Raw genomic sequence first — 14,099 nt, forward strand, 5'->3', positions numbered from 1 at the left:
AATGAGGGAAGAAACATGGAAAATAAAAAAGATCTTCGTATTCGAAGCAAGGTAATCAGTGAAGGAGCTAACCGGGTACCAAACAGAGCAATGCTGCGTGCGGTTGGTTTTCAGGATGAAGATTTTAAAAAGCCAATGATCGGCATAGCGAGTACCTGGAGTGAGGTAACACCATGTAATATGCACATTAATGATTTAGCGGTACAAGCTAAGCAGGGCGCACGCGATAACGGCGGTGCTCCACTAATTTTTAATACGATTACCGTTTCGGATGGGATTTCGATGGGGCATGGCGGGATGTTGTTCTCACTACCAAGTCGGGAAGCTATCGCTGATTCGATTGAAATTGTGACCGGAGCTGAGCGTTTTGACGGCGTTGTTGCAATCGGTGGTTGTGACAAGAATACGCCTGCATGTCTGATGGCTATTGGACGGATGAACATTCCTTCCGTTTATGTATACGGTGGAACCATTCAACCAGGTAATCTCGATGGCAAAAAAGTAGATATCGTTTCCGCTTTTGAAGCCGTTGGTCAATATCAAGATGGCAAAATAACAGATGAACAGCTACATAAGGTTGAATGTAGTGTTTGCCCAGGCCCAGGGGCTTGCGGGGGTATGTATACCGCTAATACGATGGCCGCAGCTGCAGAAGCAATGGGTATGTGTTTGCCTGGTTCTTCTTCGACATCAGCGATTTCAGCGGATAAAGCATTAGAATGCGAAGCAGCCGGTAAACAGGTCATCTCACTGCTTGAACAGGAAATCTATCCAAGAGACATTATGACGAAGAAAGCATTTGAGAATGCGATCACCGTTGTTATGGCTCTGGGAGGATCAACTAACGCATTTCTCCATCTGCTAGCGATTGCGCACTCGGTAGAAGTCGATTTAACCTTAGATGATTTTGAACGCATTCGTTTGCGTGTTCCTCATTTGGCGGATCTGAAGCCAAGCGGCCAATATGTGATGCAAGATTTGAATGATATCGGTGGCGTTTCAGGGGTGATGAAGCTATTGCTTGCTGAGGGATTACTTCACGGGGATTGCCTCACGGTAACAGGTAAAACGTTGGCGGAGAATTTAGCGGAAGCTGATCCACTTCCGAATGATCAAGAGATTATACGTCCGCTCGATAATCCGCTGAAGCCAGATGGACCATTAGTTGTGCTTCGAGGAAATCTCGCCCCTGAAGGTGCTGTTGCCAAAATGTCAGGCATGAAGATCCAGCAGTTCTCCGGCCCGACCAAGGTGTACGATAGCGAAGATGAAGCAACAATAGCGATTACGAATGATGAAATTAAAGAAGGCGATGTCGTGGTCATACGTTACTGTGGTCCGAAGGGCGGCCCAGGTATGCCAGAGATGCTTTCCGTTACAGCACTTATCGTAGGCAAAGGACTCGGCGGGAAAGTGGCTCTCATCACGGATGGTCGATTCTCGGGTGGCTCACACGGATTTGTAGTCGGACATGTATCACCTGAAGCACAAGTAGGCGGACCGATCGCGTTGCTCAAAAATGGGGATATTATCACCATTAACAGTGATATTCAGGAAATGAAGGTTGAAGTATCAGAAGAAGAATTAGCCGCTCGAGCGAAAGCGTGGGTACAACCTCCGCTGAAAGTAAAATCCGGTGTACTCGCCAAATATGCTAAATTAGTTTCCTCCGCTTCCAAAGGGGCAGTAACCGATTTGATGGAATAGACCAATAACCATTGAGGCTGGATATGGATGGAAAAAAATTGTTTAGTGTGCAATTATCAAGGACTGTATGAAGCACCATACATAGAGGTGTACCCTCTGACGAAATATGTCCTTGTTGCGGATTTCAGTACGGATTTGATGATGATGGAATTTACAACAATGAGGAATCATATCGAATGTGGAGAGACGTTTGGATAAACAATGGTTGTAATTGGTTTTCAGGAGGTAGAAAACCTCCTGATAATTGGAATGCAAAATCACAAATAAAAAGATAGGTAACAATTAAGCAATGCAAAGTACGGTGTCGTGGGAAAGAACATGTTCCAATTCAAGTCGCTATTTTAGCGGCTTTTTTATTTTGTCAGTACAAGTTCTTGCCCTCGGGTATTCTAAACGGAATGGTTTCCATCGACCTCATTACTTCCTGATTCTGTTGAACTCCATTTTTCTATCATCTCTCCAATACATGGCATAAAAACATTTAAAATAGCCCCGCTGAAGCAGACAGCCAGTGCAGTTCCTATACCTATAGGTCCATTAAAAATGAATGCCATGAACAGGATTACAACATTAATCAGAGTTCTCGCAAAAAATATATTCGTTCGAGTTATTTTTTGTAGTGAGAGTGTTAACCGATCGATCGGAATCGGTGCAAAATTGGTCTGTAGATACATGGCCGTTCCTATTCCTGCAACAACCAAACCAGAGCCGAAACACAAAAATTTCAAAAACAATAGATCAGGTGCCACCCAAGTCCGTAACAATAACAGCCAGAAATCAATACAAATGCCTGTTATAAGTGCAGTTACTAAACCCAAATATTCAGGTTTCTGTTTTTGTAGCAACGAATTTAAAAATATCATAACTAGAGCGATGATAATCTCCCAGCTACCAATAGTTAAACCTACGTTTAGGGACAATCCGACTAGAAGAGCGTCGAATGGAGAGCTTCCAAGCTCTGATTGTATGGTCAACGTAATGCCAAGAGTTAGAATTAAGATACCTATTGCATAAATTAAATATTGATTTACACGTGATAACGGCATCATTTCGATAATAATTCTTTTACCATTAGATAATGCGGAATTCCATCTTCCATAAATACATCGGAGGTCGTCTTGTATCCTAGCTTGTGATAAAACCCCTCTGCATGTGTCTGTCCGTGTAATTTAACTTTGGATATTCCTTTATTTTCTGCAATTTCTTCCAGTGATGTAACGATTAATTTCCCAAGACCATATTGGCGATAAGGTTTTAAGATACATATTCGATCGAGTTTACCTACGCCATCTTGAATAATAATTCTGCCTGTTCCGGCGGGTAGTTCATTAAAATAGACCAGGATGTGCTCACACTGTCCATCTAAATTATCATAATCATCAAACTCATCTTCAAGTGGTACATTTTGTTCTTTCACAAACACCTCTTCTCTAATTTCAAAAGCGATCTTGAGCTCCTCAATGTAGTCAATTTTTTTTGATTTCATTTCTAATAATCCTTTCAGAAATTCATTTTGTAATTAAAAACAAATTAAACGTTCTTTTAGATAATTATAAATGATAGCATTTTTGTTGTAAATACAACAAAAAAAAGGGGGGGTAAGGGACTAGAATTACGAAAAGATGGTTCCGATCAAGGTAACCGATAGATGAATTAGCACAGTCTTTATGTGGGATGTCGCACTTCATATAGAAAGGGATGAAATATTTGTTTACTTAGATACGTAATGTATCTTATAATTTTCATAAAGATACATTAAGTATCTCAAAAGGTTTGTATTGCGCAAGTAATGTAAGGGTGCTCGCGTCTTGGTTCTAGTTTTTGTTGAAAGGAGGGGACGACCGATGGAAACGAAAAAAGCACCTTGGCAGGCACCGAAATTAGAGGTTCTGGATGTGCGGCAGCAAACGATGGCTGGCCGTGGATATAAGCAAATTGATTGGATCTCCGAACATGATGCAGACCTCTATAATCCAGCGTCCTCAAGTTGAAAATCGTATTCTTGCTCAAAAGGTCGCCTATGGGCGGCTTTTTCGATGCTCAGATGAGGGAAAATAATATGTTTCAATTACCTATTAGATAAATATCTAAGTGTAGAAGTCATGTGATAGACAAGGGAATGACAAACAATTTGACTTTGGAAACCAAAATACATTGGTCCCCAATCTAATGAAGGCCTTCTTCTTCGTATACATAAGCGATTTCAACAAAATCATGGTGATGCATCATCGTAAACGGCTCTTCTTTGAATTATTTGTTATGTTAGAACAGCTTCTACACCATTTATAGTGTTGTGAGAGGGGATTGGGTCATTTTGAATACATCTAAACAAATGATGCCTCAGAATTCCAATGATCTTTTTAGTAAACTTGGAATTTATAGCGTCCAAAGTGTTTTTATTATTTTGTTCTTGCTGTTAACCCCTGTCTACTATTTGAACAAATGGGACTTCAAACGTCACAAAAAACGGAAACCTTTCTACACTAGTAAATTGGTTCGATTGCAAGAGCGTTATCCGATTTTCTACGAATTGGCCATGTACGTTCAAAATTTCCCTATTCCTCGTAATGTCTACAAAGTTCTACCCCCTTTAAAGGGCGATGTTCTACAAGTGGGCTGTGGTACAGGTTTATTGAACAAGTATCTTCGCAAGCAGAAAGATGTTCGTTTTCTCAACATGGATCCGAATTTAAATGCTCTAAAACTTGGAAAGAAGTGGGGACGGTTTGATTCTTATATCCATGCTTTCATTGATAAGCCTACTTCTTTACCTGACCATAGCTGCGATATGATTTTGTTTGCAAGAAGCTTTCATCACATTCGCTATCACAAAAAAGCCTTCATAGAGAGCTGTAGACTGTTACGTGACGGTGGATCTATTATTATTGCAGACCCGGTCATTCTCAAGTCTCTTTCAGGTTCTGTAACGGACGGTGGATATATGGCGAACTCTTCGATTGATGGTGTAATTTGGAGATTTACCAAAGAAACATTAATTACTCACATAGAGCGCTGTCTTCCTCCTGAATTAAAGATTGAATCCGTAACCGAAACGAGACAAGTGCATGTAACGAATTATAATTTATTTGTACCTCAGACAGATATCGTAGTGGTACTGCGAAAAAGAGAAGCTGTAAACAATGACAACTAAATCTATTTATGGTGTTTGAAATCTGTAGCATTATTCAATGTTTATCCTTTGCTCAGCCAGAAACATGTCTTGCGGATAAATTAGCCAAAGGTACCTCTCCACAGAGGTGCCTTTTTTTGTTTATGATAACGTTCAGCCACTAAATAATGATTTTGAAAAATAGAAAAAGAATTTTTGATACCAAGAGTAAAGTCTGCCAAGGCATGAAAAAAGTTCAACACCACAAATCTATACTCAACAATGCAGAGCAGTGTGTACATAGTTTGAAGATAATGAAGCAGTTTTTATTTAGAATTCATTTTAATGCTCTTAGGATGACTAACAATTCTATGATTAATATTGCTGGTTAATCACAAAGGCCGCTGATCCACCTGTTTCTAATCACTCCAGGCTCATCGTATTCACTATTCTCAAGTTTTGGTTTTAACCTCCAAAAACCTTTTTCCCACTGTGAACAATCGGGTTCAATATATTGAAGTCCGCTAATTACAGAATCAATATACGAAGGGGAGAGATCGATGAGTTCTTTTTTATGGAATAGGGCTGTAAAGCCGTGTTCAATAGAAACTCTGCAGTTTTTGTTAAAATTAAGGGAATAGTATGAATGCCCATCTTTAGCATGTTCATGTAGAATCTGAAGTATAGGAAGACCTACATATGAATGGAGATCCTCTATTTTTTTAGGATAAATCGATTCAAACGAGTGATTTTGTTCATCATATATCTCATAAGCAATGCCGTATAATTGCCATTCCAACAAACTTTCTAAGAAGATCGTATATATCTCGTGAAAATGCTTTTTAACAAAATGAATTGTACTTAGATCTTCGGTGGTTAGAGCATATTTAGTATCAATAAACGTATTAAGCGAATATATCTCCGTATTAAATAAATCTACCGAAGCTTTAACCTCCAATGATCCTTCCCAACTTTCATATTTTTCGATGTATCGCACTTGATCTAATGTTCCGTTCATTGTTCACCTCATAATCAATCTTTATTGAATCGTACAGCTTTCTCACAAGAACTAAAATCCATACTAAGTCGGCAGAGAGAATCAGTGTTTTCTTGTCACTCTGTATTTTTAACAGAGAAAGAGCAGGTAGCTATTAAAGATGCAACATGAATTAAATGTGTTAAGAGGGTCCAGCTTTATATATGTAGCTTGTGTCATATACACAAAGATCGAGATACCTAACATAATTCTCAGCACTTGAGCAGATGACTGACAAGAATTTTGATATGGTTGAAAGTAAAATATATGATATTCCACATATAACACTAAAAAGTAGAAGTGTACCATGATTAGCAAAGCAAACCTTTTTTTATAAAAACTGATACGTCCTCTCTATCACTAATTAATATAACAAAAAATTAGGCTTGTTCCTTGACATGCCCGGTAAAATCCTTGTATTACGTGCAGCTCCCAACACGTAGTGCACTCCTTCATGACGAGGGTGGTCAGCCACTATTTTGTTAAGTTCATTTCTTCCCTACCATGGTTCTTATTGTTGATTAGGCGTGTATCTAATCGTCATCTTGCCCTTCAATTCATTAAACTAAGGCAGGATCGTTCGTTTTAGTCATGGAGAATCGTATCCATAAATAGCGTGGGAATTTTTCATGAATATAGGTGATACGGATACTGGGAAAAAATACCATTTAAAAAAAGGAGTTACTTATTAGACTAATTAATGAGATTGATAGAGAACGAGAACAGTAGACACATTTATAAGCTAATCATCCTAGTATATTTGCGTATACGCGTACATTGGCTTATGAACAGGTGTTGGTCTTAGTTAATCTTTGTGAACAACACGTAAAGCTGCGTGTAGATGAGAAGGAGAATAACTTTTTTGAGATCTAGCTGATAAACTACGAAGATTGCGACCATTCTAAACAAGAGTTGGATGAAAGAATTTGGTACAGGTGATCTATAAAAATCGGTTCAACCCCTTAATATTGGACACTAGCTAGCTTTTTCTCAGATTGACGCATCATAATGCAATGGATTTGGGCTCTATGGTTCCTTCGTTGACCAGGCGCAGGTAATCTGTCGGCGACCAGTCGTGTAGACTGCCGTGAATACGGTCTTTGTTGTAATAACGGATATAACGGTCTACCTCGGAAAAGGCTTCTTCGTAGCTTTCGAAACAATGTCGCTGGTAACACTCACGTTCCAGAACACTATGAAACGATTCAATAAAAGCATTTTTATTCGGTGTTCGAACGGGTGTCCGCTCATGCTCTAAACCTGCTTCTTCACAGAAGTTATAAAACGCTTTGCTTATAAACTGAGGGCCGTTATCGGTACGAATCACGAGCTTTGGCTCGGTCTTAGGGATACGTCGCGTTACCATAGCCTGCCGGAGCGTATGCAGGATGCTCTGCGTGTCGCAGGCTTTACCGCGATGGTGAGCGACGATTCGACGATCAAAAACATCAATAATACTTGCGAGGAAAAAGTGCCGGCGTTTCCCCGCAACATAACCGTACTTGATATCCATCTGCCACAATTGGTTAGGCCCATCTACCGTTCGGTTATTAGCTACTTTTCTCGGTACGGTATGGATTTGTTCGCGCTGAGGGAGAAGGATACTGAGAGACTTACAGAGCCGATATACTTTCTTTTTGTTAATTACCAGATTGTACTTTCGGCGTAACAACACGGTTAGTTTTCGGTAGCCAAACGCTGCATTTGGCCCTTGAATCAAACGACGAAGAAACCCGACAATCCGAGTGTCCGAAATACGATTCCCTTGCTGGTTGTAAGAGTATCCAGGGATTTTTCGTCCGCTACTTATGGGTTGCTGGCGTTCAGGGTGTTTCAAGTGATAATAATATGTTGAGCGAGGAACATCGCAGATCCGGAGCACCGTACGGACAGGATATCCTCGCTCAATCCAACCTATCGCGGTTTGTAGTCGGGATACTTTTTTTTAACGAGATCCTTAAGAATCTGGTTTTCTAATTCTTTTGCGCCAAGAAGTTTCAAAGCTTCATTGTATTTCTCCTGTAATTCTTGATAGTTGGCTACATCTTGCTGTATTTGTTGTGTTTCTTTTTGTTTTTTAGCCACCAGTTCCCCCACCTCATCTTCGTATTGACGAACCCAAGTCGTCAGCGTTTTAGGAGACATGCCGTACTTTCGTGCCACGACCTCTGTCCGGAGGCCAGAAAGCACCTCTACGACATACTCCTTTTTCGCCTCAACTGGGCATCTAAATCGTCTTTTCATGAACACTCTCCTCATTTCATTTAGTGTATCTGAGGTAGCTTTGAGTGTCCAATTGGATTAGGGGGCTTTAAAGAAATTATTCTGAATATATTGAGTCCATGATATTAATAATAAACACTGACTGCGAATGTAAGGAATCATTATTTGCAGGAAACAACACATAGGAGGACATACGAAATGCAGCAGCAAAACCATCAAAACATTGAGACAGGCATAGTTCCACCCCAACTGAATCATGGCGGACATGAGATGTTTGATGTCCATGAGGTATTGGCAGGAAGTATCAATACAATGAACACGTATACCATGCTGAGTGAGCACGTACAAGATCCAGAACTTCGGGATATCTTACAGCGTCAGAAGCAATTTATGGCTGATGAATATAACATTACATTGGAAAGTTTCAAAACCGGACAAGATCCTTCAAAACGGACCCAGAGCTATAAAATGAAACAAGATAATGATTTTACTTATGGGATGAAACCAAGTCAACCGACAAAGCCAATTCAATCTGCGGCTGAGATATGTGATCAATCCATATCCCTTAGTATGTTAAACTCAGTAAAATCAGGGGCTGTAATGAAAACAACAGCAGCATTGGAAACAACGAATCCGGTTGTACGTCGCGTACTTGCAGATTCCTTACCAAACTGTATAGAGATGGCTTATGAGATCTCGATTTATCAAAATAAAAATGGCTTTTACCAAGTGCCGCAGCTTACCCAGCAAGACATGCAGCAAATGCAAAATGGTTACGCTCTTGCACCGGTGCAGCCACAAATCCCTGGTAATCTTCCCCACTAAAAATCAAACGCCGTATCTCATGTCAAGATACGGCGTTTGATTTTGTTACCCCTTTGAAACAGGACTGTAAGAAGCGAGCTTACAAACTAGGGATGCTCAGTTAAACTGGACAAAGGTACTGTCATTTCCTTCTCCGAATTTCCGATCGGATAGATTCGAGCCGTCTCATCCTCATTAACATGCTGGATAAAAACCAGTGCATCCTGATAAGTTACATTTTTCATAATGGTCGATTCCGAAATTTCAATCGCTCTTTGTTTGTTCAACAAAATCCCTCCTTATTTTTGATTTCTTTACTTTTAGCTGATAACGCTCCCTTCCACTTTTATGATCTCCCATCTTATGCAAAATATTTGTCGATCAATGGATCGGCTGTCTTTTATGTTGAACGAACGGGTGGGATATGCAAAAATGCAATCGTCAGAACTCGTCCGAATACTTAGGGTTACTCAGAGAACAGGCATTGAAAAAGCCCTTATTGAGTGTGTAAAAATTCTATGATTAATATTGCTCGTTAAAAAAGGCCGCTGATCCACCTGTTTCTAATCAATCCAGGCTCATCGTAGTGACTATTCTCAAGTTATTAAAGATGCAACATGAATTAGATGTGTTAAGAGGTCCAGTTTTATATATGTAGCTTGTGTCATAGACACAAAGTTCGGGATACTTAACATAATTCTCAGCACTTGAGCAGACTGACTAGAATTTTGATATGCTCGGAAAATATATGGGTACCATGATTAGCAAAGCAAACCTTTTTTTAAAAAAAGTGATACATTCTCTCCCAGCAGTAATTAATATAATAGAAAATTAGGCTTAATAGAATGACCTTTAATAACGGAGGCCGTCAAACCATTGTAATAAAAACTTAAAATATTATGAGACAACTGACACGAGTTCCTTTTGCAATAGATGAGGAGGAACCTGCGACTTTAACGGACAATTGTTATACGAAGCCATGCTTGATTATCAACAGCGTAAGTTGCGGGCATTAGAGGTTTAATGTCGCGATGGTTCATCCTTACCCGGCGATTATAAAATCAATGAGGCATCCGCTCTCCAGCCATATGTACCGTAACATTCCGAACTCTGCACCATATACTATGTTCTATGTTATCTTACAACAAGATTTGTTCGAGCCTAATCACTGTTATCCGAAGGCTGACCCTTCAATAACAATCCTCCCGATCTAGAATCCATTCTCCTCACTTAGGTCTCGGCTACGAAAAGGAAAAGAGCAGCGGTCATGTCTTTAACAACAGCATCCCGCCGCTCCTGAATCCTAGCCATCCATACTATCTTTTCAATAAATAGACTTATGGACCGGACAAAAGGCATATACTTTAATTTCTATGCTGACATAGACTATATCGTGGATCGACATTAAGGAGTCAGTTTCAGAATAGTCACCGTGGTGTTCAGATTGTTATGCAACTGTACAGGAGTTGCATTCGCATTGACCAGTTGAATCGTTGTCGGAACTGTTGTGACCGTAATAATAACTTCAGCAGATATGGGGCCTCCGCCATTACCTGTGAAAGGCACAGGTGTGATGGGCGTCCCATTCACTGTAAGGTTGAAATCGGCATCGCCCTGATTATGAATGGAGAAAGAGATAAAGTAACTTCCTGTTTCATTGATGGTTATCGTTGAAGATGGCGGCACGAAGGTAAAGGCACCCCCCACGTTAGCCAAAACACCAGTCAACGTAATTGGCGAGTTTCCTGGAACGGTGTCCGTACCTGTGCCGGGATCAGCTCGGAAAACACTCAGGAAATCGGAGATTCCAGCCCCCGTTGGCCCGGCAGGACCTGTTGCTCCTGTTGCACCTGCTGGGCCAACTGCTCCGACCGCACCAGCCGGACCCACGGGTCCTTGTATACCAGGAATTCCTTGCAATCCGACTGGACCCGGTATCCCTTGAGCACCAGTGGCCCCTTTGGGACCTATCGGCCCTATTGGACCAGGAATCCCTGGTACGCCTTGTGGAGCATTAACTGTAACCTTAGGTTTAACCTTTACTACCTTAACCTTCGCACCGCAAGGTACATGTTTTTTGAATTTACGTCTACAAATCCGTTTCCCGTGATGATTGATCAATGAACTCACCTCCGTGATATTTCTCCACATACTATGTGCAGTAATCACTGGGGGCGTAGACAACTAACTATAATTCAGAAAATTACAGGGCCCATTATGAGGAAAGTTGTCTATCTCATGGAGCAATATTTAGACGTTAAGCTTCTTTTACATATTGAAAAGCCTCTTACCAAACAGCCAAGAATACAATGCAAAGCATATTAAATTTCTATACGTTACACATGTTTGGTAAGTGATGCTCTACCCGCAAGCCAATACGTGAATGCACCTGCATACGAGAAAAAAATACTACCAAAACAAAACTTTTGATGGGAAAGTTTGAATTGCAAGGTAGATAATTCGATGGATCTATATGGAAATTTCCGCATCAGACAAAGAAACGATTCATACACCTCAGAAAATCTTAATGATAGGACAAGAACTTGTACCGATTACCGATTAGATGTATATCTAATCATTATTTAGTCGTTAATGCATTAAACTAACGGGCAGGTGATTATTTTGTTAAAAATTAAAATAAGAGTTGCCCTATATAACCCTTCTTTGATATAAATACTATAAATACTGCCAAAAATGGTTCAATTGTATGTTTGTTGTTTAGTAGGTTACAAGCTTTCTTTGTCATGGATAAGAATATATAGGTAGGAGGTTTCTGCATGGTAAAAGTACAAGACCGTCGGCATTTAGTCTTGATTGGTAACGGGATGGCTGGGATCAACACGGTGGAACAGATCTTAAAACTGGCGCCCAGCACCTACAGGATTACCATATTTGGGAGTGAACCTTATCCCAACTACAATCGCATTCAGTTATCGTATGTGCTAGAGAAGAGTAAAGCAGTAGAAGACATTATTTTGAATGACAGGAACTGGTATTTAGAGAATGGAATAGAGCTATATACCGGAACGACTGTAACACATATTGATACGGAACAAAAAATTGTGAAGGCAGACAATGGTATGGAGGTTCCATATGACAAGCTCATTGTTGCAACCGGTTCCAATCCGTTTATGCTTCCGGTACCAGGAGCAGATAAAGAGGGTATTGTAGGTTTCAGAGATATCGCGGATTGCCAAAACATGCTGCATGCAGCAGATCAGTACAAGAAGGCTGCCGTTATTGGTGGGGGCCTGCTCGGATTGGAGGCTGCCAAGGGGCTACTCAAACTGGGGATGGATGTGACAGTGGTCCATCTATTCGAGGAGATAATGGAACGTCAGCTCGATCATACCGCCTCACTAATGCTTCAGGCAGAGCTGGAAAGCCAAGGATTGAAATTTGCTACCGGCAAACAGACTGAGGAGTTTCTCGGAGATGATCGGGTCAGCGGGATTCGTTTTACCGACGGAACGACGCTGGATGCAGAATTCGTAGTCATGGCGGTGGGAATTCGACCAAACACTGCATTAGCCAAGAAAAGCGGCATTGTGGTTAATAGCGGGATTCTTGTGGATGATTATATGCGTACTTCAGCACCGGATGTTTATGCAGTAGGGGAGTGCAACGAGCATCGGGGCATTACATATGGGCTGGTAGCTCCACTATTTGAACAGGGAGCTGTCCTTGCGAAGCATCTGTGCGGAGTGGATACGAAGCCATATGAAGGATCTGTGGTATCTACTCAACTAAAAATATCTGGTGTAGACGTGTTCTCCGCTGGTGAGTTTATGGATGCAGAAGGACTGTCTATAGTGCGGATGCATGATGACTGGTTACGTATTTACAAAAAAGTTCTCCTGCGCGGCGGACGGATCGTCGGCGGTGTTCTGATTGGTGACGGAAAGGAATCTTCCAGACTGCAGCAGTGGATTCGAACAGGCACGGTAATGACAGAAGCCATTCATAATGCGATTATGGGACAAGCCTCGGTCGAAACCGGGAATACAGCCGCAGAGCTGGCGGATGAGGAAATCGTATGTGGTTGTAATGGTGTGACGAAAAAACACATTGTGGATGCCATTAACGAAAAAGGATTAACCACGGTAGAAGAGATCAAGGTGGCCACAAGTGCATCGCGTTCTTGTGGAGGTTGCCGACCGGTTGTAGAGCAGATTCTTCAATATGTGCTCGGAGACAAGTATGATTCAGCGGCGGCGAAACAGGAAGCAATCTGTTCCTGTACCACACTGAGCAGAGATGAAGTCGTGACGGCGATTAAAGAAAAGGGGCTGATCACATCTAAAGAAGTAAGATATGCGCTGGAATGGGATAACCCGGAGGGCTGCTCTAAATGTCGTCCTGCGCTGAACTACTATCTGGGTATGATCTGGCCAACTGAGCATGTGGACGAGAAGGATTCACGTTTTGTGAATGAACGGATGCATGCGAACATTCAAAAGGATGGAACATTTGGCGTTGTGCCGCGAATGTACGGCGGGGTAACCACACCGGACGATCTCAGACTTATTGCTGATATTGCGGTGAAATACAACGTCAAGTTGGTTAAAGTAACCGGTGGTCAGCGGCTGGATCTGCTTGGGGTCAAAAAAGAGGATCTACCAAAGATCTGGAAGGACCTTGGCATGCCGTCCGGTTATGCGTATGCGAAGGCGCTTCGCACGGTCAAGACATGCGTGGGATCACAGTTCTGCCGTTTTGGTACGAAAGATTCGATGGGGATGGGAATAATGCTTGAGAAGAAGTTCGAGCGGTTAGATATGCCGGCCAAGTTCAAGCTTGCCGTTAACGGCTGTCCGCGTAACTGCGCGGAGTCAACAACCAAGGATATTGGGATCGTCGGTAATGAGGGAGCTTGGGAAATTTACGTTGGCGGTAATGGCGGAATTAAAGCCCGACTTGCTGAACTGCTGTGTAAGGTGCGAACAGATGAAGAACTTCTGGAGATTGTCGCCGCGTTCATGCAGCACTACCGGGAGACAGGCAAATATCTGGAGCGGACCTCGGAATGGATTGAAAGGATGGGATTGGAATCCGTCACGGAAGCTGTAGTCAATGATCTGGATAACCGCCGGGTTTTGGCTGAGCGAATGGAGGTCGCTCTGGCGCAGGTGAAGGAACCATGGAGTGAAATCCTGAATAATTCGAATTTAAGGGAAAGGATGTTTGAAGAGATTAGCATCTCTACGAAACAGGACTAGA

General features: G+C 41.6%; 13 protein-coding genes. 6 read left to right on the top strand and 7 right to left on the bottom strand.

Annotation, left to right across the window (positions count from 1 at the left end; all coding sequences use genetic code 11):
• The first annotated feature begins 15 nt into the window (after positions 1-15).
• The gene (gene ilvD / locus ACT89M_RS15470) at positions 16-1,707 is read left to right on the top strand and encodes a dihydroxy-acid dehydratase (protein WP_090916349.1); all 1,692 of its coding nucleotides are present in this window, start codon (positions 16-18) and stop codon (positions 1,705-1,707) included.
• Positions 1,708-2,096: 389 nt separating this feature from the next.
• Here the strand turns inward: ilvD and ACT89M_RS15475 are convergent, their stop codons facing one another.
• The gene (locus ACT89M_RS15475; RefSeq protein WP_308721740.1) at positions 2,097-2,756 is read right to left on the bottom strand and encodes a YczE/YyaS/YitT family protein; all 660 of its coding nucleotides are present in this window, start codon (positions 2,754-2,756) and stop codon (positions 2,097-2,099) included.
• The gene (locus ACT89M_RS15480; protein ID WP_308721739.1) at positions 2,753-3,193 is read right to left on the bottom strand and encodes a GNAT family N-acetyltransferase; all 441 of its coding nucleotides are present in this window, start codon (positions 3,191-3,193) and stop codon (positions 2,753-2,755) included. The genes ACT89M_RS15475 and ACT89M_RS15480 overlap by 4 nt, the downstream gene beginning before the upstream one ends.
• A gap of 358 nt (positions 3,194-3,551) precedes the next feature.
• On the opposite strand from ACT89M_RS15480, the gene ACT89M_RS15485 reads away from it, so the two are divergent.
• Positions 3,552-3,698: a paeninodin family lasso peptide gene (locus tag ACT89M_RS15485; RefSeq protein ID WP_145331132.1), complete on the top strand. Its 147-nt coding sequence runs from the start codon at positions 3,552-3,554 to the stop codon at positions 3,696-3,698.
• A gap of 323 nt (positions 3,699-4,021) precedes the next feature.
• On the top strand, positions 4,022-4,858 hold the full coding sequence (locus tag ACT89M_RS15490; protein ID WP_308721738.1) for a class I SAM-dependent methyltransferase: 837 nt from the start codon (positions 4,022-4,024) through the stop codon (positions 4,856-4,858).
• 346 nt (positions 4,859-5,204) lie between these two features.
• Here ACT89M_RS15490 and ACT89M_RS15495 read toward each other — a convergent pair whose 3' ends face one another.
• The gene (locus tag ACT89M_RS15495; protein WP_308721737.1) at positions 5,205-5,834 is read right to left on the bottom strand and encodes a hypothetical protein; all 630 of its coding nucleotides are present in this window, start codon (positions 5,832-5,834) and stop codon (positions 5,205-5,207) included.
• A gap of 774 nt (positions 5,835-6,608) precedes the next feature.
• On the opposite strand from ACT89M_RS15495, the gene ACT89M_RS15500 reads away from it, so the two are divergent.
• Positions 6,609-6,725 carry a hypothetical protein gene (locus ACT89M_RS15500; RefSeq protein WP_373323179.1) on the top strand — a complete coding sequence of 39 codons (117 nt, stop codon included), beginning with the start codon at positions 6,609-6,611 and terminating at the stop codon, positions 6,723-6,725.
• Between the two features lie 130 nt (positions 6,726-6,855).
• On the opposite strand, the gene ACT89M_RS15505 is transcribed toward ACT89M_RS15500, so the two are convergent.
• Positions 6,856-7,770, bottom strand: a complete 915-nt coding sequence (locus ACT89M_RS15505; protein ID WP_341181917.1) for an IS3 family transposase — start codon at positions 7,768-7,770, stop codon at positions 6,856-6,858.
• The gene (locus ACT89M_RS15510; RefSeq protein WP_308723560.1) at positions 7,767-8,096 is read right to left on the bottom strand and encodes a transposase; all 330 of its coding nucleotides are present in this window, start codon (positions 8,094-8,096) and stop codon (positions 7,767-7,769) included. Before ACT89M_RS15510 ends, ACT89M_RS15505 begins: the two co-directional genes overlap by 4 nt.
• 177 nt (positions 8,097-8,273) lie before the next feature.
• On the opposite strand from ACT89M_RS15510, the gene ACT89M_RS15515 reads away from it, so the two are divergent.
• On the top strand, positions 8,274-8,900 hold the full coding sequence (locus tag ACT89M_RS15515) for a spore coat protein (RefSeq protein ID WP_308721736.1): 627 nt from the start codon (positions 8,274-8,276) through the stop codon (positions 8,898-8,900).
• An 86-nt stretch (positions 8,901-8,986) separates the two neighbouring features.
• Here ACT89M_RS15515 and ACT89M_RS15520 read toward each other — a convergent pair whose 3' ends face one another.
• Both ACT89M_RS15520 and ACT89M_RS15525 read right to left on the bottom strand, forming a co-directional pair.
• Entirely contained in the window at positions 8,987-9,166 is a 180-nt protein-coding gene (locus tag ACT89M_RS15520; protein WP_308721735.1) for an H-type small acid-soluble spore protein, read from the bottom strand.
• A gap of 1,117 nt (positions 9,167-10,283) precedes the next feature.
• Positions 10,284-11,000: a collagen-like protein gene (locus ACT89M_RS15525; protein ID WP_308721734.1), complete on the bottom strand. Its 717-nt coding sequence runs from the start codon at positions 10,998-11,000 to the stop codon at positions 10,284-10,286.
• 656 nt (positions 11,001-11,656) lie between these two features.
• Here ACT89M_RS15525 and nirB point away from each other — a divergent pair.
• A complete protein-coding gene (gene nirB / locus ACT89M_RS15530; protein WP_308721733.1) occupies positions 11,657-14,098 on the top strand; it encodes a nitrite reductase large subunit NirB in 2,442 nt (813 codons plus the stop codon).
• Position 14,099: the final 1 nt, after the last annotated feature.

Source organism: Paenibacillus sp. NN59 (genome assembly GCF_057597225.1).

Excerpts from the sequence above, each read along its gene's own strand:
- ilvD (WP_090916349.1), top strand. The coding sequence starts at position 16 with ATGGAAAATAAAAAAGATCTTCGTATTCGAAGCAAGGTAATCAGTGAA.
- ACT89M_RS15475 (WP_308721740.1), bottom strand. The coding sequence starts at position 2,756 with ATGATGCCGTTATCACGTGTAAATCAATATTTAATTTATGCAATAGGT.
- ACT89M_RS15480 (WP_308721739.1), bottom strand. The coding sequence starts at position 3,193 with ATGAAATCAAAAAAAATTGACTACATTGAGGAGCTCAAGATCGCTTTT.
- ACT89M_RS15485 (WP_145331132.1), top strand. The coding sequence starts at position 3,552 with ATGGAAACGAAAAAAGCACCTTGGCAGGCACCGAAATTAGAGGTTCTG.
- ACT89M_RS15495 (WP_308721737.1), bottom strand. The coding sequence starts at position 5,834 with ATGAACGGAACATTAGATCAAGTGCGATACATCGAAAAATATGAAAGT.
- ACT89M_RS15510 (WP_308723560.1), bottom strand. The coding sequence starts at position 8,096 with ATGAAAAGACGATTTAGATGCCCAGTTGAGGCGAAAAAGGAGTATGTC.
- ACT89M_RS15515 (WP_308721736.1), top strand. The coding sequence starts at position 8,274 with ATGCAGCAGCAAAACCATCAAAACATTGAGACAGGCATAGTTCCACCC.
- nirB (WP_308721733.1), top strand. The coding sequence starts at position 11,657 with ATGGTAAAAGTACAAGACCGTCGGCATTTAGTCTTGATTGGTAACGGG.